Raw genomic sequence first — 24,515 nt, forward strand, 5'->3', positions numbered from 1 at the left:
CCCAGGCCTCGATCAGCGTACCGTCCACCGAGAAGTGGTCGCTCGACAGGAGCCGGGCTCTACGTCGACCCGCCCGCCCATGCCGTCGTGCTCTCGGTCGACGATCCTTCGACAGGCTCAGGATGAGGAGAGCCAGATCCAGGCGCTCGCCCGCACGCAGAACCCGTTGCCGATGAAGCCGGGCCAGCCGACGACGCGCACCCACGATGACAAGCGCCACGGCACGACGACCCTGTTTGCCGCTCTGGACGTCCTGGAGGGCAAGGTGATCGGCCGCTGCATGCAGCGTCACCGGCATCAGGAGCTCATCCGCTTCCTCAATGCGGTCGAGGCGGCGATACCGGTGCGCAAGATCGTCCACGCGATCTTGGACAACTATGCCGTCCACAAGCACCCCAAGGTCCGCGCCTGGCGCGACCGCCACCCGCGCTGGACCTTCCACTTCACCCCGACCTCAGCCTCGTGGATCAATGCCGTCGAGGGCTTCTTCGCCAAGCTCGCAAGACGCCAGCTCAGACGCGGCGTGTTTGGATCGCTGATCGAGGTGCAGGCCGCCATCAAACGCTTCATCGCCGAGAGTAACGGCGACCCGAAGCCCTTCGTCTGGACCGCCGACCCGGATCGCATCATCCAAGCCGCAAAGCGCGGACACCAAGTGTTAGACTCGCACCAGTAGTCACGTCGCGTTGGATGGCGAACGGCTGCGCGGTTCTCATCGAGATCGGCCGTACCATATCGGTTCCGGCGCCCACGCCGTCCTGATGCTCGACGGCGCCGGATGGCACATCGCCGACGATCTCGTCGTCCCCGATAACATCACGTTCCTGTCGCTGCCGGCCCGCGCCCCGGAACTCAACCCGGTCGATCCTTCGACGGGCTCAGGATGAGGACGTCTGGCAGTTCCTACGCGACAACTGGCTCGGCGACCGGATCTTCGTCTCCTACGACGACATCGTCAATCAATGCTGCAAAGCCTGTAAGCGGCTCGTCGACCAACCATGGAAGATCATGCCCATCGGACTGCGCGACTGGGCGTACCGGTTATGATCAGTGCCGGCTGGTATAAGGCCGTTCCGTAGATGCTCATCGCGATCGATCATATATGCAATCACTGATTGTTATGCGGTTGTGCTTAGATTGGTGTTCGCGTCATCGCGCTTAACGGCGATTTCGTCCGAGTTTGGTGATAAACCGTACTGAGTTCGATCGTTCGGACTGGCCCGCCGCGTGCAGGCTCACGTGTGTAGCGGCCTTCGCAAGCCACAAATTTCAGGGTTCACACGGCGAAATTTGCCGGCTGTTGGTAGCTCAGCAAAAGGTCAGCACGATGTCGTTCGCGGTAGATCCGATATGTCCCGGCCATTCAACGCAAGATGCTGTCAACCAACAAATCTCATTTTTAGATCTGGATTTTGATCGATTAGATTTGACTGAAGCCCTGGTTTTTTTGCTCTCGGCTCATCCTCAAAAGCCTTTTCGCTACCTCGTTACGCCAAACGTCGATCATATGCTACGCGTCAACATCAGCGCAAAAGTGGCGCAACTCTATCGAGATGCTTGGCTGTGCATCAACGATAGCCGCGTGTTGAGTTTGCTCGCTAGGATGATCGGCGTCGACCTTCCTGCAACGCCAGGATCTGATCTAGTCGCGGCATTGCTGACGCATCCAGACCTCGATCGGTCCACGCCGATCCTGATCGTCGGCGGCACCACGGGGTTGGGCACGCTAGTCGCGGAGCGATGTGGCCTGACTGGCGTCACACAGATCCGGCCACCAATGGGGTTGCGCGATGATCCTGTCGCGCTGGCAAAAACCGTCTCCGAGATCGAGGCGGTCAGGGCGCAATTTATGTTTATTGCTGTCGGCTCACCGCAACAAGAAATGATTGCAGCGGCTCTCTCCCGCGGCGGCCAGGCGCATGGCATTGGTCTATGCATTGGCGTCGGCTTGGAATTTCTTGTCGGTGAGCGTCGCCGCGCTCCTGCGATTATGCAGGCGGCCGGTTTGGAATGGCTTTTTCGACTAGCCTGTGAGCCCCGTCGTCTCTGCCGTCGCTACTTGGTCGACGGCCCTCGCATCGTCTGGGTGGTCCTAAATTACGCCCGCTCTGACCGGTGGCGCCGGTCGCGGGCAGCATAAGCTTTTCTGCCGTCATACCCCGACCTGTTCCAGCACAAATTGATCGGCTGTAGCAGCACGAGAGATTGCCTCTGCAACGATGCGGCGCCGATCGCAATTATCGACTGGATGGCCATGCAGTAGCGACCGGCACCGAGCGCGGAGAACCGCTCCGGGCGTGTCGCAAACGCGCGACATTCACGATGAAGCGCAGGCCGTTGAACACCTCGCGCAGCTCATGGTCGTGCTGGCCCGAGCTCTCCCGCAGCAGCGCCAAATACGGCGCTACCAGCGCCCACTCCTTATCGGACACGTCGGACGGGTAAGCGGACCGCGTCGCTGCAGACCGGGCGATGCTTGCGCGCGTACTGGCCGTGCCGTTGAAGGCACCCGATCACGCCCTGGCCGACAAACGACAAGCGACTGAAATAACCTTAATCCCATGAATTTGTCGTGCTTCCTGTCGACTCCTTGTCGAAGTGCACTGAATTTTCAACATATGATCGTAAGCTTGCGAGCATAGCCCGGAATTATCTGCCATCCCGACTGCGGGTGGCTGGAAAGGCATGTGGGTATAGCGAAGACGGGTGGACGGACCGTGGGAATGTCTTGCTTGCAATGCGGCGGATTGGTTTCGAGGGCGCACACTGATGTACCGTTCTAGAGTGCGCGGAGCCTGACGCATGCTCGACGGACCTCACAGCATCCACCTCAAACGCCCACCGCCGGTGGTGGATGGCGGGCGTGCGAGCTATGTTGAGATCCTGTCGTGGCTCTTGGAGCGCTGGGGCCTGATCGCTTGTGCGAGCGTTGTCTGCGCGGTCCTGACCTACGGTGCGAGCTTGTTCATCCCGCCGAGTTTCGTCGCGACAACGACGCTGTTCATCGACAGCCGCAGCCTTCAACCGCTCGCCACACCGCCCGGGCAGGCCCCGAGCGGAGACAACAACTCCGAGGTGAGTTTCATCGAGAGTCAAGCACGGATCGTCACGTCGTGGAGCGTTCTGTCGCGGGTTGTCGCGGCCCAGGGACTCGCCGACGATCCGGCGTCCGGCGGCGGCGTGGGTGCGACGATTACGGAGCGAATCAAAGGCCTGCTCGGCGTTGCTGTAGCCGAACCGCCTTCCTCGGAGACCCGACGCTTCAGAGCGATCCAGGCGCTCGCCGACCGCATCACGGTGAGGCGCCCCGAGCGGACCTTCATCATGGAGGTGTCGGCCCGCGCACCGACGGCCGAGACGGCGGCGCAGCTCGCCAATGCGGTCGCCCTGGCCTATCTCGACGAGCAGTCCGCGGCCCATGCCGGAAAGGCCCGCCGTGCCAACGATGCGCTGACAAGCCGTCTCGACGTGTTGCGCGAACGGGTTCGGCAGTCGCAAGCGCGGGCGCAGGCGTTCAGGGAGACGCACGGACTGGTCGGAACGCGGACGCAGCTGAACAGCGAACAGCAACTGACGGAAGCCAATGCGCAGCTCGCCCAGGCGCGGACGCAACGGGTTCGGAGCCGAGCCCATCTCGACGGTTTCGCCCGCATGGACGCCGGCCAAGCCCCCGAGGGCAACACGCCCGAGGCCGTCGCGTCGATCACGATCTCCCAGTTGCGCAGCAAGCAGGCCGACGTGAGACAACAACGGGACGCGGCTCTCACGCAGTTCGGGCCGCGTCATCCGGCGGTCCGCAACGCACGCGATCAACTCGCCAGCATCGACCAGTCGCTTCAGGCCGAACTCGGGCGCATCCGGCAGGCCACACAGCTCGAATACCAGCGCGCGTCGGCTGCCGAGAAAGCCGCGCAGGCCATCGTCGATCGCCTGTCCGACGCGGCCTCCGGCACGAGCAGCGCGCTGGCCCAGTGGACGCAGCTGCAGCAGGAGGTCGAGATCAACAAGAACCTGCTCAACACAGTCCTCGGCCGATCCCGGGAGATGAACGAAATCGAGCAACTCGACTTCAGCATCGCGCGGGTCATCTCGACCGCCGAGCCCCCTCTGCAGCGCGTGTTCCCGCCGCGAGGCATCGTCTTACTGATCGCGGGGGCCGCTCTTGGCTTCTGGCTCGCCGTCGCCCACATCCTGTTGCGGAGAACCCGAATCCTCTCGGCCTGGGCCCGGCGTCTCGCTCCTCCGACCGGGACGACCGTGCGGGGCGTGATGGAGCGTGGCGACCTTGCATCGCAACCGGTGTCGCCGTCCGCCGACGCGGGGGCGGCCCGAAACACGACCCGCTCCGGGGCGCCCCGCCCGTTGGCGTCCCCTCCTGACCTACCCTCTTGGCCTGCCCGACCATAGGACGAAAAGTCATTTCGCGCGTCGCTCAAGCGGTACAGAATTCGTTGAGCGGCGGTGCAGAGTCCTCCGCGTCGCGCGAGGGCATCCGACAGCAAAGTCTCGGAAGACCGCGAGGCAGCAATCCGAGCGTCGCGCCAGCATCGAGGCTCGCCACACCTTTGCCCGCGACGGCAATGTACGAATTCGCGCGCGACAAGACGATGCCCGGAGCCATGAGATGGACATCGTGAGTCATGCCAAGGAGGTGGAACGTATTGCTGCGTCGCGGGAACATCAACGCGTTTCCAACTCTAGAGCGTTTTCCACGATCCTCGGATTGTGGAAAACGCTCTAGCTCCTTGTGCGGTTGCATTTTTTAACGCGATTAAATGACATTAAAACTAAATTATGAACAAACAAGTATGAGAAAAATTTTTCAAAAGATGCGGTGATGTCCCGGTGTAGGGTTGCAAGGGCATCCAGGGTATGGGTTCCATCTGTAAGATTTAGACCACTAGATCTTTCGTAGCAGCATCGTCTGTGGGAAACACTGCGCACGATACGCCTCTACCAGGAACGCTACACGTTCGGTCTTACGATTGCCCCAGCCGAAAGAGGGGCTCACTGCGAGGAGCGGGACGGATCGCGTGTCAAGCTCTTTGCCCGGTGCCAACCCATGATCCTCTCGGCCGATACGATCGACAACGGAACCGACCTCGCCTGCGACCTCTGCATCGTCGGCGCGGGCGCGGCCGGGATCACGCTCGCGCTCCAGTTTCTTCATCACGGCTTGCGCGTTATTCTGCTCGAAGGCGGCAGCCTGAAGCCGGATGCGGCGGCACAGGCTCTCTATGCCGGTGAGGTCGCCAATCCCGATCTCCACCCCCCGACCGACCGCTACCGCCAGCGGATGATGGGCGGGACGACCACCGTCTGGAGCGGCCGCTGCATCCCCTTCGACCCGATCGACTTCGCGGCGCGGCCCTGGCTGGCGCAGAGCGGCTGGCCGATCGACTACGAGGACGTTGCGCGCTGGTACCCGGCCGCCAACGCCCTGTGCGAGGCGGGTGATTACGAGTTCTCGGCCGCCGCCGCGCTGCCGGACGGCATGCGGCCGACGATCCGGTCTTTCGCGCCCGAGGGGTTCGACGGCGACCGCATCGAACGCTTCTCGCCCCCCACCGATTTCGGTGCGCGCTATCGCGCCCGGCTGGCGGCGAGTGAGGACGTCCGCGTCCTGCTCGGTGCCAACGCGCTCGAACTCGTCACCGATCCGGACGGCACCACGGTCCGGTATGTCGCGGTTGCCACGCTCGCCGGGCGGCGCTTCGGCATCACGGCCGGCCATGTGGTCGTCGCCACCGGCGGCATCGAGACGCCCAGGCTGCTGCTGGCGTCGCACCGTCATCGGTCGGGCGGGATTGGCAACGAGCACGACCTCGTCGGCCGGTTCTACATGTGCCACATCGCCGGCACCATCGGGTCGGTCAAGCTGCATGTGCCGCGCGACTACGTCTGGAGCGGATATGAGCGGGCCGAGGACGGCGCGTATTGCCGGCGACGCTGGACGCTGAGCGACGCGGCCCAGCGCGAGCACGGGATCGCCAACGGCGTCCTGCGCCTGCACTTCCCGACCATTCCCGACCCGCGACACGGCAGCGGCCCCCTGTCGGCGCTCTACCTCGCCAAGCCCTTCATCGGCTACGAGCACGCCAAGCGCCTGCAGAACCGTGGCGGCGGGGCAAGCCTCTGGCTGCGCCACCTCGGCAACGTCGCGCGCGAACCCGTGGCGACGGCGGGGTTCCTCCTGCACGGCGTGCGGCACCGAGCGCTTGCCGCGCGCAAGTACCCGTCGGTGATCGTGCGCCCGCCCGGCAACCTGTTCAGCCTGGACTATCACGGCGAGCAGGTGCCCAACCCCGACAGCCGGGTCACTCTCGACCGGACGACTGACGCCCTCGGCCTTCAGCGCGTCCGCCTTGATTGGCGCTACTCGCCCGTCGACATCCGCACGGCGGATGTCGCCCTGTCACTGCTCGATCACGCGCTGCGACGCTGGGGCCGGGGCCGGCTGGACTACGATCCGGATAGCGTGGCCCACCACATGCTGCGCGACGGGGCGTACGGAGGCCACCATATCGGCACCGCGCGGATGGGCGCCACGCCGGCCTCCGGCGTGGTCGACACTGAGTGCCGGGTGCACGGCCTGAACAACCTGTTCCTTGCAGGAGCGGCTGTGTTCCCGACCTCCAGCCAAGCCAATCCGACCCTCACGGTCGTTGCCCTGACGCTCCGGCTCGCCGACTGGCTGAAGCGCGCCTTCGCTCTCGCCCGGGCGGCGTGAGGGCGCCCCCGCCGTCGATACTGTTCACACCTGCGTCCGGAACCAGTCCGCCGCGGCGGCGATCGCCTGCCGCGCCGGTGCGCGCGGGAAGGCCAGCACGGCGTCGGCCCTGCGATGATCGAGGGTGATCTCCTGCCGCCACAGCCGTGCCATCGAGGGCGTCACCGCCGGCGGGAGTCTCGCGCCCACCGGGGATCGCTTCAGCACTCGCTCGGCGACGACCAGGGCCGGTGCGATGAGCTTGACCTCGGCGGACAGCCGGCGGCCGGAGACGCGCGCGACCGGCACCGCGCCGATCGCGCGGCCGAGATCCGTCAGATAGGCGTTCCAGTTCCCCGGATCTGGGACCGACACGTTGAAGGTGCCGCCGGCCGCCGCCGGTCGACGCAGGGCAGCCAGGATGGCCTCGATCAGGTCGTTGATGAAGGTCAGGTTGCAGGTCCCGTCACCGTTCTCGCCGAGGTCGCCGATCCGGTACTGGCGCAGCAGCCGGCCGATCCGCAGCGTCCATTGGGGGCTGCCGGGACCGTGGACGCAGCCCGGCCTGAGGACGACCGACCGGGCGGCGACAGTCGCGGAGGCGGCAATCATGCTTTCGCAGGCGACCTTGGCACGGGCGTAGGGGCCGCCGGATCCGTCGAGCGGCCGCCGCTCGTTGACCGTGCCGGAAGCCGACCCATAGACCGCCATGCTGCTGAGGTGGACGAGGCGCCGGACGCGTCCCAACCCAGTCAGGTCGACGAGGTTGTGCATGGACGCCACCATCGCGGCCTCGTCGCCCGCGATGCAGTTGACGACGACGTCGAGTCCGGCGAGTGCCCGGCTCAGGGCTTCGGCGTCCGTCGCATCGGCCCGATGCAGCGCGACGCCCGGCGGGACCGTGCCGCGCCCGCTGCGCACTAGGGCCACAGGTTCGAAGTCAGGGTTGGCGGCGAGCGCGGCGACGAGATGACCGCCGACGAACCCGCCGGCACCGAGAACTAGAACACGGGTCACGCGGCGCGGGCCCTTTCGGTTTCGTCGCGGCGCACGCGACGCATGAGGCAGTTCATTTCTTGGATAGCGTCGCCGCGACGGGACACGACCGACAGGTCGACGAGGGCGAAGCCCGCCGCCTCGTAGCGGGCCAGGGATTGGAGGTAATGCGGCGCGCCGGCATAGATCGGTAGCACCGAGAGTTCCGAGTACAGGGCCTGGACGGCACCGAGGCACCCCTCGGCACCTGAGAAGCAGCGCAAATCGTACCCTTGCGTATCCATCTTCAGAAGGATGCGGCGGGCGGCGAGATCGGGAAGGAGGTCCAGCAGCAAGCCGTCGAGACGGCGGATATCGACCTGCTCGATGTCGAGCGGACGCGACGCCGTGATCGGCGCCAGCAGCGAGTTCATCACGGTCAGGCTCGGCACGACGTTGATCGCGGCCGTCCCGTCGACGTCGCCCAGCGCCATGCGCAGCCCGGTCCAGAGCGGATCGTTCCGCATCCGCAGTGACGCCGCCTCGAAGTCCCGGCGGACCGGCTCGAACGACAGGATCCGGCCGGCGAAGCCGGCCTGCCGCAGCCCTTGCGCGAACTGGCCTGTATTAGCGCCGACGTCGAGCACGACGTCGATCCGTTCCCGCCGGATCAGGTCGCGCAGGCCGACATGCTCGGCCAGCGCCTGGAGCGGGCGACCGGGCAACGGCAGCCCCATGCGGACGGCCCGCAAGGCCAGTCGACGGCTCCCGTCCTTCAAGACTTGGCGGATCGCGCTCATGGATTCCTCGTCGGGGTGGACCGTTGCGGGTCCGGCGCCAAGCCTCGTTCGGGACGCATCGACCTCATTTCCTGCCCGGCAGTCTCGGCCGACCGGCCAGCCTGCGGACGGCTCCCCGGAGCCAGGCGACCCGCTTGGCGCGAGCGCGGAGTCGATCGATCAGGGCCGTGGCGGTCAGGACCCAATGGCCGCGCGCGCCGACGGCGCGCTCGCAGGCGAACAGGGGCAGTTCGGTATCGACCCACTCCCGCTTGTAGGCCTCGTCACCGACGGTGAAATCGAAGACCCGCAGACCGTCATCGATCGTCGCCTGCATCAGGGCATCGATGATGAGGCGCCCCGTGCTGAAGCGCTGCCAGCCGTCGGATTTCCATCCGACCAGGAGCAGGTAGAAGCGGTCGCGGTAGACCAGCCCGAGATGGGCCGCCACGAGGGTGTCGCCCACCGTGAGGGCGCTGCCGTGAACCCGCCCCTCTGGCAGCGTCATCCCGCCCATCGCGTCGTAGAAATCCGCGAAGTCGGCATTCGCGAACCAGTCCCTGCTTCCGGTGTCCGTCCAGCGGCGCGACTTCATAGGCTTCACGGCCGCGATAACGGTCCGCATTGTCGCATCGTCGTCGGCCACGAGGAGCCGCACGGACCCTTCGTTCTCGAGCAGGCGGCGACAGCGGATCGTGTCCTGGCGAAACTTGCGCCTGAGGGAGGCCGCCAGCGCCGCGTAGCTGTCCGGAAGTGCCACGCTGCGCGCGAGCCCCGCGGCGCTCGCGCCCGGCAGGTGGACCAGCGGATTCGGCACCTGTGCCTCACCGGCCCCGCCCGGCGCGTCGAGGGACGCCGGCATTCGCACCAGGCGAACGATGTCGTGGGGCGGCAGCACCGCGCCGATCCGCGTCCAGAGGGCCTGGACGGACGATGCGTCCAGGCTCGCGGCGAAGGCCGGATCGGCGAGCGGCGCGTTGTAATCGGTCACGGTCCCGCCGAGGAACTCCAGGACGCGCACCCCCTTGCTGCGACGGATGCCGAGCGGGAGCACCATCCGCACCCGCGCATCCGCCAGCACGACGATGGCGGGCACGACGCCGGCGCTCGCGCCCATCGTGTCGTGCCAAGCACGGAGCCACGCGTGACGCCCGAAGGCGTAGCCGGCGAGACCCGGCGCTTCGAGGTCTGCCTCGGCGTCTCGCAGCGTGGCGTGGACGCGGATCGTCAGCCCCTCCATCAGCGGTGCCCCCGCGGCATGGTCCACCACAGGAGCTTGCCTGAGACCTGCGCGACCTTCAGCCGGCGGGCTCCCGCATCGGGGGCGCCGCGGAGGCGGGAGGCCGCCCAGGCGAGGCTCACCAGGGCGAGCTGGACGCTGGCCCTGACCGCGATCCAGGCCGTCGTCACCGCCGGTCGCCGCGCGCGCCACACCGCGACGCTAGCCCATTGCTGGCCTCCGCGCCGGTTGCGTAGAAGCATGTAGTCGAAGCGGGTCCGCTCGGCCGGCACGACCTCGTGGACGACAGCCTCGCCGCACCAGACCATGTGCCGGCCGGCCCGGTCGAGCCGGACGAACAAGTCGTGATCCTCCCCGCCCGATCGTCCGAGGCGCGGGTCGAACGGCGCAGCCTCCGAAAGGCAGGTGTCGCGCCGCAGGAGCGCGTTCCCAGTACCCATCCAGCGTCCGCTCGCTCGCGCGTCGTGGTGGATGCCCATGCGGGTGCCGGTGGGCCGATCAAGGCTGCGCGCGAAGGGCCTCCCGCTCGGATCCCAGTCCGGCGGTCCGTCGGGGAAATCGGGCAGAACGGCCCCGAACACGACGTCGGCCCCCGTCTCCAGCGCCGTGCCGACCAAGGCGGCGAGCCAGCCCGGGCCGCACCATTCGTCGTCGTCCAGAAAGACGACCAGTGCTCCGGCCGTCCCCATCACGCCGCAATTGCGCGCGTGGGAGATGTTCGGCACCGGATGGGCGAGGTAACGCAGCGGCAGCCCGGCCTCGCCGATGAGCGACGCGACGACGGGCTCGGCATTTCTGTCCGGTGCGTTGTCGACCACCACGATCTCGGCCGCGACGCCGGCTGGCAACACCTGCGTCCGCGCGGTCCGCACGGCGCGTGCCAGCAGGGCAGGGCGATTGAAGGTGCAGATCACGACGCTCACCGTCGTGACGCCGGGCATCTCGGACGTGTCCGCCGGCATCATCGTCTTTCCGGATCGCACAGTGGAACCCGGTCCGGCTTCCCGACGCCAACGACGACCTCCGCGCTGCGCGGACGGCCCGCGACGCTGGCCCGGAGGCCGGCCATGGCTCGCTTGGCCTCGCGCCAGAGCAGCAGCGTGATCCCGGCATAGCCGGCTGCCAGCGCCACGAGGTTGCCCTCGGCACCGTAGGCCATTATCATAGGGATGGCGCCGGCCACCACTGGACCCACCGTCCACATGTTGATGATGGTGAGTTCACGGAACCGCTTGGCGACCTGCATGACGGCCGACAGGTTGGCATCGACGGCCTGCAGCAGCAGGACCACCATCCACAGCGCCACCAGGGGGCCGATCCCCGCGTAGCTTGCCCCCAGCACCCGGCCGATGAGCCAGTCCTCGCCGGCCAGCATCGCCAACGAGTAAAGGCCGATGACCGATACGACGCCCGTCAGGGTGCGGTTCGCAGTCCGGCTCATATCCGCGAGGCGCCCCTCCGCTGCCAGCCGGGCCATGGCGGGCGTCAGGGTCCGTCCGACTCCGACGATCAGGAGACCCATCGGCATCATCAGCACTCGCGCGGCGTTGAGCTCGCCGACCGCCCTGGCGCTGCCGAGCCAGCCGAGCAGGTAGACGTGCCCTTGGTTCTGCAGTGCCGTAACGGCGGCACCTCCGAGCGCCCAGCGTCCGTGGTTCCAGGCGACCGCCACGGCGCCGAGCGCCGAGCGCCATTCGGCCCGGAGTGGCAGCCGGGACAGGACGAGGCCGGCGCCTGCCGCTACGCAGGCCGACAGCCCGAAGGCCGCCAACCCCGCTAGGGTGTGGGATGTCATCGCGCCCGCACCGAGGCCGATCGTACCAACGAACCACCCCGTGACGAGGAGCAGATCGAGCATGACGGCGTTCATCGGCCGGTCGACGAGGAAGAAGTAGCTTCGCAGGAAATCGTGCGCCATGACCGCCGGGCAAGCCAGGGCCGACACCATCAGGAGCTCGCGCATCTCGGCCGGCAGCACCCTCTCGGGGAGCAGGCCCGCGATCGCCAGGACGACCAGGGACAGGGACGCGCTGAGCAGCAACTGGCCGCGCAGGAGCGAGGCCGCGAAGCCGTCCCGGTCCTGCCGGGGCCGCTCGTGGTAGGACACGGTGAGCTGGGCCGCGAACACGGCGTTGGAGAAGCCGTTCAGCAGGATCAGCGTCATGTAGCAGAGGCTGTAGAGCCCGTATTCCTCCTTGGTCGCGGCGCGCAGCACGAGGAGCCCGACCGCGAGGTTGCCGATCCCGACGACGCCCTGGTCGACGACGCCTGCCAACGTCCGGTGGTGGCGCCGCGCCGCGGCGAAGACCCATGCGGGGCTTGTCCCGATCGTCATGCAGGAGGCCGGATGATCTGGCCGGCGACGGCGCCGACGGTGCCCACGCGCAGGCCGGCCCGCGCGACGGCGGCAACGAGCGCGGCGAAGGCGTCGGGGGTGCATCCCCAGGGGGACGGCGCGCGCGCCACGTCGTGCGTGTAAAAGATCGCCCAGCCCCCCGTCGCCCTTACTCGCGCGATCACGTCCCGCGCGGAATCCAGCGACGCCGCCCCCGCGTAGACCGGGTTGGCCGGCAGCAGGGCGAGATCGACGCTGCCCCGCGCGATGCCCGCTATCGTGCTCCGGCAGGTCACGGCCCGCACCATGGCGGCGCGCTTGGCGCCCACCGTCACGCCGCCGAACGGATAAGCGAAGGAGCGCACGGCGCTTCCCTGCAGCAGGCCCGCCAGGACACGGCGGTTCTCATCGATGTCGCGGCCATACGCGTCCGCCGTGACCGCCCGGGCGTCGAGGTGCCGGCGTGTGTGATCGCCGATCTCGTGTCCGTCGGCGTGCAGCCGGACAATCTGATCGGTGGAGGCGACGGTCCCCACGGGGCTCGGCTGCCCGAACAGGCCGCTCGCCGCGTACCACGTCGCCGCCATCCCGGCGTCCCGGAGGATCGGCACGGCGGCCTCCACGGCTGAGGCGGGAAAATCGTCGAAGGTGAACGACACGGTGGGGCGGAAATCGTCCGGAAGAATGGCGAGCCGACGCGCGCAACGCCACGCCAGCACGCGCCCGACGACGCGGCGCAGCCGGGGAACGGGTTGGTCGGCGCCCGTCCTCACCAGTAGCATCCCTGCTCGACCTTGCTGGCCGCCGCCGGCGCTTCCGCTCCGCTCGGCCTGACCCAGGCGTCGTTCCGTTGCGCCGTGATAATGGCGGACTTCTCCCAGCGTCGCCCCAAGATGCCGAACAGGATCTGGGTCAGGCCGCCCATGTGAAAGCCGACCTTGCCCTGCGTGCAGGCCCATGCCGCAACCGGAAGGGAGATGCCGCCGGCGCCCACGATCACGACGTCGCAGGGCCGCGACGCGATCTCGCCGACGAGGTGGTCAAACTGCTCGTGCCAGGAGCCGTACCGCGACGGTGCGAGGGCCGGGCTGAATGGCATCCGCACCGTGCGCAGGTCGAAGTCAGGTAGGATTGCGCGGGAGCCCCACACCTCCCGCCGCCGGGCGTACTGGCGCTCGATCGTCGCCGCGAAGGGATGTAGCACGACGACGCGCTTGTCCGCGAGCGCGCGCGACCAGGGATGTGCGTGATACCACGGCTCGAAGCTGTCGATGTGGAGGAGCGTCCGCGGCGGAACCTCGGCGGGGGGGGGCACGCGGCGCAGGATCTCGGCCTCGCCGGGTTGTCCCCACACCGCGAGGAGGTCGATCCGTGCGAGGGCCGCGAGATAGGCGTCGCAGAACCGGTCGATGCTGTCGGGCGTACCAGGAAACAGGCCCACATTGGTGACGAGTTGCTCCATCAGCAGCGGTGGGTAGCCGGTCCGCCCTAGGAAGCAGACCAGGGCTTCGGCTTCGAGCGAGCCGATCTTGGCGATCCCGTGCGGCCCGCCGCCTTGGATGGCGTCGCGCAGCAGTTCGTTGCCGGCCCCGGCGTCGCGCACGGCCCCGTGCTGGCTCAGTTCGCGCCGGCGCAAGAGCCGACGCAGGTACTGGTAGGACGGATGCGCCGTGGCATGGAGGCGGGGATGCTGGCGGAAGAAGCGGGCGAGGTGGCGGCGCAGGCCCGCGGCGGGCGTATTCATCGGGCGATGCCCCGGGCGGGCGCGGAGCGGAGCGCCTCGGCCACCGCCGCGCGGAGCGGCTTGGGCCGGAAGGCGGCGTCGTAGAGGTGGGGCCGCGAGGTGAGCCCGTCGGTGCGGCGGGTCCGGGGATTGCCATCGACCCACGAATAGGCGTCGCTGACGCCCCAGGTCACCACCAGCCGGACGGCGGGTTCCGCGAGGGCGGCGGCGAGGTAGGCGCGGGTCTCCTCCGCCGCAGCCCGGTCTCGGGCCACGACGGCGCCGGGGAGGGTCCGGTCGGTGATGTCGAGTTCCGTGATGAAGACCGAGAGGCCCAGGCTCGCGACCGCGCGGATGAAGCCGCGGAACACCTCGGGATCGAACCGCCCCTTGGCGGGATCGAGGTGCCCTTGGACGCCGAGGGCGCGGACCGGCACGCGTCGACGCACGAGGCGGTTCAGCAAGTCCAGCATGGCGGCCCGGCGCCGGGCCTGCCATTCAGTGTCGCGCTCGAGGTCGTACTCGTTCAGGGTGAGGATCGCGTCGGGATCGGCCTCGGCGGCGAGCGCGAAGGCGCGCGCGATATAGTCCTCGCCAAGGGCCGCGAGGAACGGCGTTCGCCGCAAGGGCCCGGCCCCGGAGGGTTCGATCGCCTCGTTGACTACATCCCAGGAATGCATGCGCCCGGCATAGCGGCTGCACAGGGTCTTGATGTGACGGGACAGCGCCGCGCCCGCCTCGGCGCGCGTTAGGCCCGGGCCCATCCAGGCCGGAAGGGCCTCGTGCCAGACCAGGGCATGGCCGCGCGACAGGAGGCCGTGCGCGTGGGCGAGATCCACGAGGGCATCGGCGTCGGCGAAGTCGAACTGGCCTGGCTCGGGCTCCGCCCGCACCCATTTCAGCTCGTTGCCCGGCACGAGCATCGCCGCCTGGGCGAGGGCGACCGCGACCAGCGGGGGGGCCTCCCGCACCTGCTCACGGGTCAACGCCATGCCGAACATGAGGCCCTTCTCCGCCGCGAGCGCGGCGAGGCTCGGTGCCCGGCAAGCCGCGTTCGGAGCGCCCGGTCGCACCGCCGCGCCTGTGGCCGCCAGGACGCCCAAAAGGCGACGCCGGTCGATGAGCAGGCCCCGGGCCGCGGGCCAGTCAGTCGCCCGCATGGTCGGCCCGCATCGCTGCCGGGTGCTCGAAGGGCGGGCCGGGCAGACGCCGCAGTAGGCGCATGTGTTCGGCGGAGCGCCCGCGCCCGATCACGAGGGCGCGCAACTGGTAGTCGCGCACGAAGGCCAGATAGCCCGGCGCATCGAAGCGCTTCACGCCGCCCGCCCAGGCCTTCAGGTAGCCGCACAGCATCGCAACCGCGCCGACGACGCGCGGCCGCTTGTTCATCCGATACACCGTCGCGGCCAGCATGAAGAGGGGCGGGGTTCCCATCACCCAGGCCCCGAGGCCGTGACGCATGCGCCCGTGCCACAGGCTGACATGGCTCGATCCCATGGGACGCAGGTGGATGAAGTTGAGATCCGGATCGGGGAAGCTGACGGCCTTTAGGCCGTGCATGCGGCACAGGTGGCAATCGATCCCGTCCCAGCCGATCGAAGTGGGGAACCCGCCGATCAGCCGCCAGGCGGAGACCCGGTAGAACTTGGTCATGCCGACCGAGAACTCGTCGGCGATGTGCTCGCTGATCAACGCGCCGGTTCGAAGGTCGGGGAAGAAGGGTTTTCCGCTACAGGTGGCGATCTCCCGGTCGGCGTCCATCCGGTCCATCAGCTTCTCGAAGTACCGCGGTGGCAACGCGAGGTCCATGTCGAGCTTGCACAGGAACTCGACCGTCGACAGATCGATCTCGGCCAAGCCGGCGTTGAACGCCTCGATCACGCCGGGGCCGACCTTGCGCACGCCGCGATCCGATCGATGGACGACGCGCAGGTAGGGCATCCGCGGCGCGTACGCGGCCAGGATCGCCTGCGTGTCGTCCGTGGAGCCATCGTCGACGAAGACGAGGCAGGCGGGCGGCACCGTCTGGGCGAGCAGGCTGTCCAGGGTCCGGCGCATCGTCCCGCCCTCGTCCCGGCTCGGGGCGATCAGGGCGTAGCGGCGGCGCGCCGAAGCGTCGAGGCTCTCAATCATGGCGGCCCGGACCTGACAAGATGCGGTGCCCCTACGGTTCGAGCAAAGATGAACCGGACGGCACGCGGCGAAGCGGGCCGATGATTAGATGCCCGGCGGTGGGAAACCGACGGCACGTCGACTTCGATGCAACCTTAGCTGATCTACCGCTGAAAATCTCGTCACGGATCGGCGAACGGTTAATCGCACCTCGGAACGGCGCCGTGCCGGTTCCACCTTCGTCCGGAGCGCCGGAAGATGCACGCCGCAGGACCGGGACGGGCCCTGCGACACACTTTCTTCAGACGATACCCCGATGATGCCCGACTCGTGCGGCGAACGGATCGACCATGACGGACAAGGTCCCCGAGCCCCCTGCGACCGGCCTGCCGGGGGCCGACGGCTCCGCGGCCCTTCGCGGATCGAGAGCGTCCTGGCTCTCCGGTGCGAGCCTTCCGGAGGTCGCCTACGCGGTCTTCGCGCTCCTCGTCTATATCGGCGTCCATTTCGGTCTGAACGAAACGGGCGATGACAGCGAGTTGACCGTAGACGGCATGGCGACGCTCAACCAGGCGGCCGTGCTTCTCGTCGGCGTCGCCTTCGTGGTCCGCCACCGCCGGACCTGCGCGGGCGCCCTCGCCGACGTCAGGCCGTTCCTGCTGCTGCTCTTGCTCGCCGCGGCCTCAAGCCTGTGGTCGCAGGCGCCGGACGCATCCCTGCGCCGATCGCTGACCCTCGCGACGCTGATGATGTTTGCGGTCTACGCCCACGCCGTCCTCGGAACGCTCCTGATCTGTCGCCTGCAGGTGGCCGTCGCCGGGATCGCAGCCCTCGCCAGCTTCGCCGTGGCGGCCGTCGTCCCGGCCTCGGGGTTCGACGTCGGGGGCTATGCCGGCGCGGTGCGCGGCGTGTTCTCGCAGAAGAACAGCCTCGGCGACGCGATGGTCGTTGGGACGGTGGCCCTGAGCGGCCTCGTGCTGCACCGCCGCAGGATCGTGCCGGCCGACCTCGCCTGCCTGGCGCTCGCCGGCGGCGCGTGCGTCCTCGCGCAGGCGACGACATCGTTCCTGCTCTGCCTCGTTGTGGCCCTCATGACGGCCGGGCCCGTGCTCCTCATCAATGCGAGCGTGTTCGCCGCGTTCTGTCTCCTGACGGGGCTGATGGCAGCCTCCCTCGCGCTTTGGATCATCTGGGTCGTGCCGGTCGACCTCTTCGCTCTTCTAGGTAAAAATTCCTCGCTGACGGGGCGCACCGAGATCTGGGCCGCCGTTGGTCAGGTCATCGCGGACGGGTCCGCCCTAGGGCACGGCTACTCGGCGTTCTGGCTCCCCGAAACGCCTGCGGCACAGGACGTCTGGGCCGCGATCGGCTGGGTGACGCCGAGCGCCCACAGCGGATATCTGGAAGTGCAGCTCGAGCTCGGTATGCCCGGCCTGCTCCTCGTGGTGGGGCTCGGCCTCGCGACGCTGTGGGCCGCGGCCCGCGCCTGGTGGGCTCAGTGCTGGGCTACGGCCGCCTGGGGCGTGATCGTCCTCACGACTATCGCCATCATCAATTATGACGAATCGTCGTTGCCCCGGCCGGACATCCATCTCCTTCAGTGGATCCTGGCTTTCGCGGCCTGCAGCGCGGGCGCTCGGACGCAGGCGGACACCTTGGTTCCAGCACCATCCGCCTCCGTCGAACCGGCGGGACGGTCGTGACGCATCCGCGCCCGTCGCGTCCGAACCCCACCGGAGCGCACCGCATCCGGTGCTGCACCAGCACGCCGAGGAACCGGCCTTCTGCCCGATCCCGCGCGGCGCGACGCACCTTTTCGGCCGGACGGTAGGCATGTCGGAACGCTTCAAGATCGACTTCGCCGTCGTCACGGAGAGCGCCCGGCGCGCGCACATCCTGACATGGATGCTGACGCACAAGCGTCACTGGGCCAAATGCGCCGGCAAATCTGGCTCATGGCTGATCGGTACGACGTATGATCTTTATCTGCATGATATGGTCACCCGCCACCTGCTCACCCGCGGCGAGGAGGTCGCAGGAAAGAGCGAGGCCGGCAAGAAGGCCTGCCGCTGGGTCGTCGAGCGGACCCATTCCTGGCTCAACCGCTTCCGCCGCATCCTCATCGGCAGGGATAAGAAGTCCGAAAACTATCCCGCCCTGCTCCACTTCTCCTGCGCCGTCATCACATGGCGAACCGTCCTACCGGAATAGGCTCTTAAGCACGGTGGAGCAGATCGTGGCGGCTCGATTCGTCAGCACGGGACATTGACACCTTGAATGCATCTTCGCGGCTTTCAGTGCGGATGGGACTCGATATTCCCGGGGCCTATTGCTCAAGGAATATTGCTTGAAATGGGCGCGGGAACACAAAATCGATGTCGATTTAGGACCGGGCAACGAATATAAAAGCTTTTTTGGAGCCGGGGCATCACCAATCGAGTTCATTCATATCGCGTTGCGGGAACGCACCTGGGCCTCGCCACCGAATGGCTGCGTTCAGCCGTCCAAATCGTCGCGCGGTTCAAGCGCAGAATGCCCAAAGCCGTGTTCCATGCGGACGAACCGCCGACGAGGAGCTGAAAGGTGCTATCCGTAGAGACACTTCAGGACGAGACCGCACTCGCGCGTCTCGACCCCGAATGGAACGCGCTTGATGCGAGCCTGTCGCCGCGCGTTCCGTTCACGTCGCCCCTGTGGTGCAGGCTTTGGTGGCGCCACTTCGCCCGGGTCAATCGTCGCGCCCATGACCGCATGCGGGTCTTCGCGGTCCGGGACGGCGCCCGGCTCATCGCCGTCGCACCAATGATGCTGACATGCCGCCCCTCCGTCGGGCCGATCAAATCTGAGGAACTGCAATTCTTCGGTGCGGACGCCAATCTGACGGAGGTGCGCGGCCCGGTCTGCCGACCGGAGGACTTGGCTAGGGTGCTCGCGACGCTCGAAAACTACTGGAAGACCTCCGGCCTCGAATGGGACTGGGTCCAATGGGTCGGATTGCGTCGCTTGGAAGACGGCGCGAATGATACACCCCCCTACGATACGCTCCGTCACTCTTTCGCGCTGTCCAACCATTACTTGATCTTGCCGGACGATTGGGATGCCTTCCGCGCAAGCCTGCCACGCAACATCAAGGAGAGCCTGCGCAAATGCTACAACTCGCTGTCGCGCGACGGGCACGCTTTTACCCTGCGCGTCGTGTCGGAGCCCGGGGAAGCCGAGGCGGCGCTGTGCCGTTTCCTTGACCTGCACCGACGCCGGTCACACGCTAGCGACTCCGTCCCTCATCCCGACGTCTTCGCTGATCTCAACGCACGCCGGTTCCTGCTGGATTACGGTCTTGCATCGTCGGGGATGGGCAACTTACGGATCTTCCAGCTCGTGATCGCGGGGGAAATCGTCGCCACCCGCATCGGCATCGTGCTCGGCGATGAAGTGTACCTCTATTATTCCGGCTACGATCCGAACTGGGGGCGATACAGCGTGATGACGACGGTCGTCGCCGAAGCGATCCGCTGGGCGATCGAACACCGCGTCCGCGTGCTCAACCTTGGAACGGGGACCGACGTGTCGAAAACCCGCTGGCGTCCGCAGAAGACGGTTTTCGCGGGCGGATATTGGGTCGCGCAGCGACCCTGGGCCCGGCTGATCTTTGCCGTCACGACGCACATCCGTCGCCGGCGCTCGGCGCGTTAGAGCCGTTTCCCTTCGCATTGAGTCGGGAGTAGCGGTGACGGGCGCGTTCTGATTCGATGGTGCGCTTTCGAGGGAGAGCGCCATGCGGTCAGCTTTGTCGGTCGATCTGCGCGAGCGCGTCATCGAGGCGATCGAAACGGGATCCTCGCGGCGGCAGGCGGCCGAGCGATTCGGTATCGGGAAGGCCAGCACGATCCGCTGGCACGCGCGCTTTCGGGACAAGGGTGAGATCGCTCTCAGACCCGTGGGCGGCGACCGGCCTCCGCCCGCCATCGAAGCCCACGCCGAGACGATCTTGGAGACGTGAGAGCCGCACGCGAAGCGTGGTTTGCCGCCCAGCCCAACTTCGATCCGGACACCCTCGTCTTCATCGACGAGACGGCCGCCGCCGCCACCATGGTGCGACCCTACGGCCGGTCCCCACGGGGGAGAGTGCTGCCGCATCGCCGTGCCGCACGGGCACTACAAGACCACCACCGTCACGGCCGCCCTGCGCACCAGCGGTCTCGTCGCCACCACCCTGTTCGACGGGGCCACCAACGGTGAGTGCTTCCGCGCCTACGTCACCGACACCCTGGTCCCGGTGCTGAAGCCGGGCGACACCGTCATCCTCGACACCTGCCCTCCCACAAGGTCGCCGGCGTGCACGAGGCCATCGAGGCGGCAGGCGCGCGACTGCTCTACCTCCCCTCCTACGCACCCGACTTCAATCCCATCGAGCAAGACTTCGCCAGGCTGAAAGCACTGCGACGCACCGCTGCTGCGCGCACCGTCCCAGACCTCTGGGCCGCCATCCAAGAGGCTTTCAAAGCCTTCCACCCTCAAGAATGCCGCAACTATCTCGCCGCCGCAGGATACGACGCCTTCGACCCAACGTCAGCGGAAACGGCTCTAAGTCGGCTTGGTCAACCGGACCGCGCGCTTTGACGCCGCTAGGCCGGACCACCTCACCGCCCCGTCGAGCCGCCGCTGCATTGGCTGCTCAACGTGGCGGCGGAGCATCACGGCCGAACCCACGCAGATGCAAATCCCAAGCGGTACGTAGGCCTGCGCAATCCATGCCCGATCGCCGAGTCCCGACCTAATCACGAGTTGAGTGAATGCCGATAGTACGATCTCGTGCGCGAGGTAGAGCGCGTAGGAGGCGTCCCCCAGGACGAGCAGGCCTGGGATCAGGGGCATCCGGTCCCGTCGCTCCAACGAGACCGCTCCCGCCACAATCGCTAGAGCAGGCAGTCCGGCTATCAGGACCCGGGCCGACTCTGGGGCGAATGAGTTCGCGAGCGCGAGCGTCCCAAGCAGGAGCGCGCACCATGCCATGGGTACGGGCAGGAGGTGGTCAGCCCGGATGAAGGCACCGAGGACGAGGCCGAGGACGAATTCGAGCAGGATGCTTGATCCGTAGAGCCATGCGGCCGCGCTCCCGGCGGGCCCATGGATCCCAGCCAGCACCATCAGCGCGAGCGCCGCGCCGGAGGCCGGGATGCGCAGCCGACTCGGTAGGAACAGCGTCGCGCCGAAGATCGCGTAGAAGGCCATCTCGCAGTTCAAGGTCCACCCCGGCACCAGAAGTGGGACCGCCTTCGGGATGACCGGGTGCCAGACCGGCACGAAGAAATACGAACCGAATACGTGCGCCAGGTCGAAGCGCCCGCTCTGGACGGACTTGGGAAAAGTCAGGAGGACGACTACTGCGAGCGTCGTGAGAAGGTAGTAAAGGGGTGCGATACGCAGGATCCGGCGTCCATAAAAGGCTAGGACGCCGCCCTGGTGTCCCCCGGTCGTTAGCCACATGACGACGCCGCTAATAACGAAGAAGATGTCGACCCCGCGCTGCGGCCAGTCTGGCCAAGCACCAGCATAGCCCAGCCGCGTCAGTTGGTGCCCAAGGTGGTAGACGAGCACCAACAGCGCGGCCAGCGCACGAAGATACTGAATTGATTTCAGATGATGGGACGAGGCTGCACTAGTTACCTCGCCTGGACCGCTCGGTCCGGGCGGAGGGCAGCTCGCATTCGTCATGTTTAACCTTGTGGCCGCGAGCATGGATGCGCACCATCGATGAGGATGCGGTTCGGTCGCAGCACTCATCTCACCGTGTCGGATCGATTGGAAGGGCTAGCACTACCTGGGCACTTTGGAGGGTTGTGACGCGTTATCCCCCCCCAGGATGGCTCTGGGGGCGGCGATGGATCAGGATCGCGAGGGGACAGACGGGTTCGATACCTGGCTGGCGCCGTTTCTGGCGGTGATGGGCTGCAAGACCCGGCGTACCTGGGCACCGCTCTATCTCCGGGGCCTCCTCGGTCCGGGGGATCGCAAGAGCCTTCAGCCGATGGCGGTACGCCTGGGGCTGTCGGGCCACGACCAGTTGCAGCACTTCATCGCCGCCCGGCCTGGGATGACGGGCCGCCCTGGAGGGAACTGGCCCGTCAGGCGGATCGGCTGGTGGACGGACCCGATGCCTGCCTGGTGATCGACGACACGGCCCTGCCGAAGAAGGGCACACTCGCGGTCGGGGTGACGCGCCAGTACTGCGGCGCGCTGGGCAAACAGGTCAACTGCCAGTCTCTGGTCTCGCTCACCCTGGCGCAGGGCGAGATGCCCGTGTACCACGTCGCAGGTGTAGTCGATACCCAGGGTGGCGGCACGGCGTAGCTGGCGCAGTACACGTCGACCAGCACCCGCCCGAGGCGGATCAGGTCACGCAGGCCGGGTGTGTTCTCCATCCGCGAGACGGTGGGCTGGCTCATCAGATCAGGCCCGCTCTCGGGCAGGCGTCCGCAGGCGAGCTTGAAGGCGGGGTCGGCGCGCAGATGGTCGAGGTCGTCGGCATCCTCGTAGCCGCAGGCGATGGCCAGGATGCGGGCCAGCAGGATCTCGGGCAGCGGATGCAGAACCCGGCTCAGATCGCCCTCATCCTGAGCCTGTCGAAGGACGATCCGGGATCACTGCGGCGAGCTTCTCGGCAATGCCCAATCGCCGCGCGGCCTTGGCCGGTGGCGGCTGGCGTGGCGTCTCCTTCGTGCGGGGTGGCTCAAAAGCGGGGAAGCGGGCTGCAATGGGATCAGGGCTATAGTTGCCCTCGGCATTCCGCTTGCGGGCCGCGAACGCATCCCGAAGGCCGGTCACGAAGGCATCCAAGAGCATCGGGCGAGTCTCTGCATCCACGCTGGCGATGCCTTTGGTCAACAGCAGGCGGTCCACGAGAGGTCCGACAAGGTGCTCCAAGTCGGCTGGTTCGCTGTGCTCTGCCGCGGTCTCCAGTCGCCCGAGGGCGGCTTCAAAGCCGGCTCGCTCTTCATCGGGCGTGCTGTGGTCCCGCTCCCATCGACCGTCCCCGCGGTGGACCATGGCAACCGTGCGATCCGCTCCCGCGTCCGCCCAAGCCCGATAGAGGTCTCCGGCGAGGGCAGTGGCCTGCCTGTGGTCGAGAGTGGCGGGCTGGGATTTGCGCAGAGCGGTCCAGAACCGTTCGACGGCCGCAGCCGCTTGACCCTGCCGCGCCTTGGCTTCGCTCGGGTCTCGCGTCCGCAGGGAGAACCGCAGGCTCGCCATGCTCGCCGTAATCGTGACGTGGGCGGTCTCGGAACCCAAAGGCACCGATAACGTCCGGCCAATTGCCAAGGCGCGAACGTCCGCCGGAATGCGATGCTTGAACTGTGGGAGAGAGGAGTCTGACCGCTTCATCGGACGGGGGAGCCGGAAGAGCATGGGGCACGCCGTTGTTGCACGGTCGGCCTAGCACAACTCACTGTTCCGGCTTAAGTTTCTGAGGTGAAGACGCTTCTCAGAAAAATGGTGCCCAGGAAAGGACTCGAACCTTCACCTCTTGCAAGACTGGTACCTGAAACCAGCGCGTCTACCAATTCCGCCACCTGGGCATGCCGACCGCTCCGGGTCGGACGAGGGCTCGTGTAGGGGGTGCCATCGGTCCCGTCAATCGCGATTCCGCCGGGTGGCAGGGCGATCGCTTGAAGCGACGGGATTCCGGTGTTGCGGTTTGCGTGATTCCTAGGGCGCCTCTTTCCGGTGAGGTCTCCGATGTCGGGCAAGGCGCTGTTGGACCATTTCTCGGCGCTGGAGGACCCGCGCCAGAACTGGAAGGTGGTCTATCCGCTGCCCGAGATCATGCTGCTGGTGCTGTGTGCGACACTCGCGGCGGCAGAGGATTTTGTCGAGGTCCGGCGCTGGGGCCGGGAGAAACTGGATTCTCTGCGCACGATGCTGCCGTTTGCTCACGGCATCCCGTCGCACGATACGCTCAACGACGTCCTGAACGCCCTCGATCTGGGCCTGTTCTCGAAGTGCTTCACCCGTTGGGTCGAGGCCCTTGGCGAGGCCGAACCAGATATCGTCGCGGTGGACGGCAAGAGTTCGCGCCGCGCCCGCGCCAAGGGCTGCCATCCCCTCCACGTGGTCTCGGCCTGGGCCACGCGCCAGCGCCTGGTGCTCGGCCAGGAAGCCGTGGGGGAGAAGGCCAACGAGATCGTCGCGATCCCGCTCCTGCTGGAGCGGCTGCATCTCACCGGCGCCCTGGTGACCATCGGCGCGATGGGCATGCGTCTGCGCAAGGACAACGGCCCTCAGAAACATGGCCACCATCAAACACATGGCCATGAACCTCATCCGCAGAGCATCTGACAAGGACAGCCTTAAGACCCGTCGAAAAGCCGCCGCCTGGAACCACGACTATCTCCGGGCCATCGTCACTCAGTCCGCGTGAAAACCTTCAAGCGATCGCCCTGCGCCCGGTGGCTCTTCCCGGCGGCGTCCACGGACTCGCGACGCCGAGGGCGGCAAGAGGGCGTAACGTTCCGGCCTGGGAGCGAGATCGCCGTCGAACACCGACGGCGGTGCAAGGCCGATCCGCCGCGGTCGCCAGCCGCAGGCGCGGCGGATGCCCCCGACCGGGCCCGTCGCGGGTCGGGCGCAGGAGACGGGATCGG

15 protein-coding genes, 1 tRNA gene and 9 pseudogenes are annotated in these 24,515 nt (G+C 67.3%); 11 read left to right on the top strand and 14 right to left on the bottom strand.

Translation table 11 applies throughout. The annotated features are described in order from the left end of the window. The 3 genes and pseudogenes from ACFE86_RS03965 to ACFE86_RS03975 form a co-directional block, all read left to right on the top strand. Window positions 1–676, top strand: a pseudogene (locus tag ACFE86_RS03965) (IS630 family transposase); the annotation flags it as partial. 58 nt (window positions 677–734) lie between these two features. Next, window positions 735–1,047 (top strand): annotated as a pseudogene (locus ACFE86_RS03970) (IS630 family transposase); the annotation flags it as partial. A 280-nt stretch (window positions 1,048–1,327) separates the two neighbouring features. Next, window positions 1,328–2,140 (top strand): WecB/TagA/CpsF family glycosyltransferase, encoded by an 813-nt coding sequence (locus ACFE86_RS03975; protein WP_375454034.1) that lies wholly within the window; start codon window positions 1,328–1,330, stop codon window positions 2,138–2,140. 178 nt (window positions 2,141–2,318) lie between these two features. Here ACFE86_RS03975 and ACFE86_RS03980 read toward each other — a convergent pair. Then, window positions 2,319–2,474 (bottom strand): annotated as a pseudogene (locus ACFE86_RS03980) (transposase); the annotation flags it as partial. A gap of 328 nt (window positions 2,475–2,802) precedes the next feature. Here ACFE86_RS03980 and ACFE86_RS03985 point away from each other — a divergent pair. Next, on the top strand, window positions 2,803–4,407 hold the full coding sequence (locus tag ACFE86_RS03985) for a GumC family protein (RefSeq protein WP_375454035.1): 1,605 nt from the start codon (window positions 2,803–2,805) through the stop codon (window positions 4,405–4,407). Between the two features lie 655 nt (window positions 4,408–5,062). Continuing rightward, a complete protein-coding gene (locus ACFE86_RS03990) occupies window positions 5,063–6,730 on the top strand; it encodes a GMC oxidoreductase (RefSeq protein ID WP_375454036.1) in 1,668 nt (555 codons plus the stop codon). Window positions 6,731–6,754: 24 nt separating this feature from the next. Here the strand turns inward: ACFE86_RS03990 and ACFE86_RS03995 are convergent, their stop codons facing one another. From ACFE86_RS03995 to ACFE86_RS04035, 9 genes are all read right to left on the bottom strand, one after another. Continuing rightward, window positions 6,755–7,726, bottom strand: coding sequence for an NAD-dependent epimerase/dehydratase family protein (locus ACFE86_RS03995; RefSeq protein ID WP_375454037.1), 972 nt, complete (start codon window positions 7,724–7,726; stop codon window positions 6,755–6,757). Continuing rightward, window positions 7,723–8,484, bottom strand: coding sequence for an FkbM family methyltransferase (locus ACFE86_RS04000; RefSeq protein ID WP_375454038.1), 762 nt, complete (start codon window positions 8,482–8,484; stop codon window positions 7,723–7,725). Before ACFE86_RS04000 ends, ACFE86_RS03995 begins: the two co-directional genes overlap by 4 nt. 64 nt (window positions 8,485–8,548) lie before the next feature. Next, window positions 8,549–9,580: a GNAT family N-acetyltransferase gene (locus tag ACFE86_RS04005; RefSeq protein WP_375454039.1), complete on the bottom strand. Its 1,032-nt coding sequence runs from the start codon at window positions 9,578–9,580 to the stop codon at window positions 8,549–8,551. A gap of 122 nt (window positions 9,581–9,702) precedes the next feature. Further along, on the bottom strand, window positions 9,703–10,665 hold the full coding sequence (locus ACFE86_RS04010; RefSeq protein WP_375454040.1) for a glycosyltransferase family 2 protein: 963 nt from the start codon (window positions 10,663–10,665) through the stop codon (window positions 9,703–9,705). Continuing rightward, entirely contained in the window at window positions 10,665–12,038 is a 1,374-nt protein-coding gene (locus tag ACFE86_RS04015) for a lipopolysaccharide biosynthesis protein (RefSeq protein ID WP_375454041.1), read from the bottom strand. Before ACFE86_RS04015 ends, ACFE86_RS04010 begins: the two co-directional genes overlap by 1 nt. Continuing rightward, window positions 12,035–12,811: a polysaccharide deacetylase family protein gene (locus ACFE86_RS04020; RefSeq protein WP_375454042.1), complete on the bottom strand. Its 777-nt coding sequence runs from the start codon at window positions 12,809–12,811 to the stop codon at window positions 12,035–12,037. Before ACFE86_RS04020 ends, ACFE86_RS04015 begins: the two co-directional genes overlap by 4 nt. Then, window positions 12,808–13,782 carry a hypothetical protein gene (locus ACFE86_RS04025; protein ID WP_375454043.1) on the bottom strand — a complete coding sequence of 325 codons (975 nt, stop codon included), beginning with the start codon at window positions 13,780–13,782 and terminating at the stop codon, window positions 12,808–12,810. The genes ACFE86_RS04020 and ACFE86_RS04025 overlap by 4 nt, the downstream gene beginning before the upstream one ends. After that, a complete protein-coding gene (locus ACFE86_RS04030; protein ID WP_375454044.1) occupies window positions 13,779–14,921 on the bottom strand; it encodes an endo-1,4-beta-xylanase in 1,143 nt (380 codons plus the stop codon). Before ACFE86_RS04030 ends, ACFE86_RS04025 begins: the two co-directional genes overlap by 4 nt. Continuing rightward, complete coding sequence (locus ACFE86_RS04035) at window positions 14,908–15,894, bottom strand: glycosyltransferase (protein WP_375454045.1); 987 nt, start codon at window positions 15,892–15,894, stop codon at window positions 14,908–14,910. Before ACFE86_RS04035 ends, ACFE86_RS04030 begins: the two co-directional genes overlap by 14 nt. 329 nt (window positions 15,895–16,223) lie before the next feature. Here ACFE86_RS04035 and ACFE86_RS04040 point away from each other — a divergent pair, with 329 nt between their 5' ends. From ACFE86_RS04040 to ACFE86_RS04055, 4 genes and pseudogenes are all read left to right on the top strand, one after another. After that, entirely contained in the window at window positions 16,224–17,576 is a 1,353-nt protein-coding gene (locus ACFE86_RS04040) for an O-antigen ligase family protein (protein ID WP_375454046.1), read from the top strand. A gap of 298 nt (window positions 17,577–17,874) precedes the next feature. Further along, window positions 17,875–18,084, top strand: a pseudogene (locus ACFE86_RS04045) (IS5/IS1182 family transposase); the annotation flags it as partial. Window positions 18,085–18,456: 372 nt separating this feature from the next. Continuing rightward, entirely contained in the window at window positions 18,457–19,566 is a 1,110-nt protein-coding gene (locus tag ACFE86_RS04050; RefSeq protein WP_375454047.1) for a GNAT family N-acetyltransferase, read from the top strand. An 82-nt stretch (window positions 19,567–19,648) separates the two neighbouring features. Then, window positions 19,649–20,493, top strand: a pseudogene (locus ACFE86_RS04055) (IS630 family transposase). Here ACFE86_RS04055 and ACFE86_RS04060 read toward each other — a convergent pair. Then, entirely contained in the window at window positions 20,458–21,588 is a 1,131-nt protein-coding gene (locus tag ACFE86_RS04060; protein WP_375454048.1) for an acyltransferase family protein, read from the bottom strand. The pseudogene ACFE86_RS04055 and the gene ACFE86_RS04060 sit on opposite strands and share 36 nt — an antisense overlap. 166 nt (window positions 21,589–21,754) lie before the next feature. On the opposite strand from ACFE86_RS04060, the pseudogene ACFE86_RS04065 reads away from it, so the two are divergent. Next, a pseudogene (locus tag ACFE86_RS04065) lies at window positions 21,755–22,176 on the top strand (transposase); the annotation flags it as partial. Here the strand turns inward: ACFE86_RS04065 and ACFE86_RS04070 are convergent. From ACFE86_RS04070 to ACFE86_RS04080, 3 genes and pseudogenes are all read right to left on the bottom strand, one after another. Then, window positions 22,135–22,563, bottom strand: a pseudogene (locus tag ACFE86_RS04070) (transposase); the annotation flags it as partial. The pseudogenes ACFE86_RS04065 and ACFE86_RS04070 sit on opposite strands and share 42 nt — an antisense overlap. A 468-nt stretch (window positions 22,564–23,031) precedes the next feature. After that, window positions 23,032–23,280, bottom strand: a pseudogene (locus ACFE86_RS04075) (DUF6538 domain-containing protein); the annotation flags it as partial. Window positions 23,281–23,365: 85 nt separating this feature from the next. Then, window positions 23,366–23,450 (bottom strand) — tRNA-Leu (locus tag ACFE86_RS04080). 160 nt (window positions 23,451–23,610) lie between these two features. Here ACFE86_RS04080 and ACFE86_RS04085 point away from each other — a divergent pair. After that, a pseudogene (locus ACFE86_RS04085) lies at window positions 23,611–24,138 on the top strand (ISAs1 family transposase); the annotation flags it as partial. Window positions 24,139–24,515: the final 377 nt, after the last annotated feature.

It is taken from the genome of uncultured Methylobacterium sp., assembly GCF_964244095.1.
GTDB lineage: Bacteria > Pseudomonadota > Alphaproteobacteria > Rhizobiales > Beijerinckiaceae > Methylobacterium.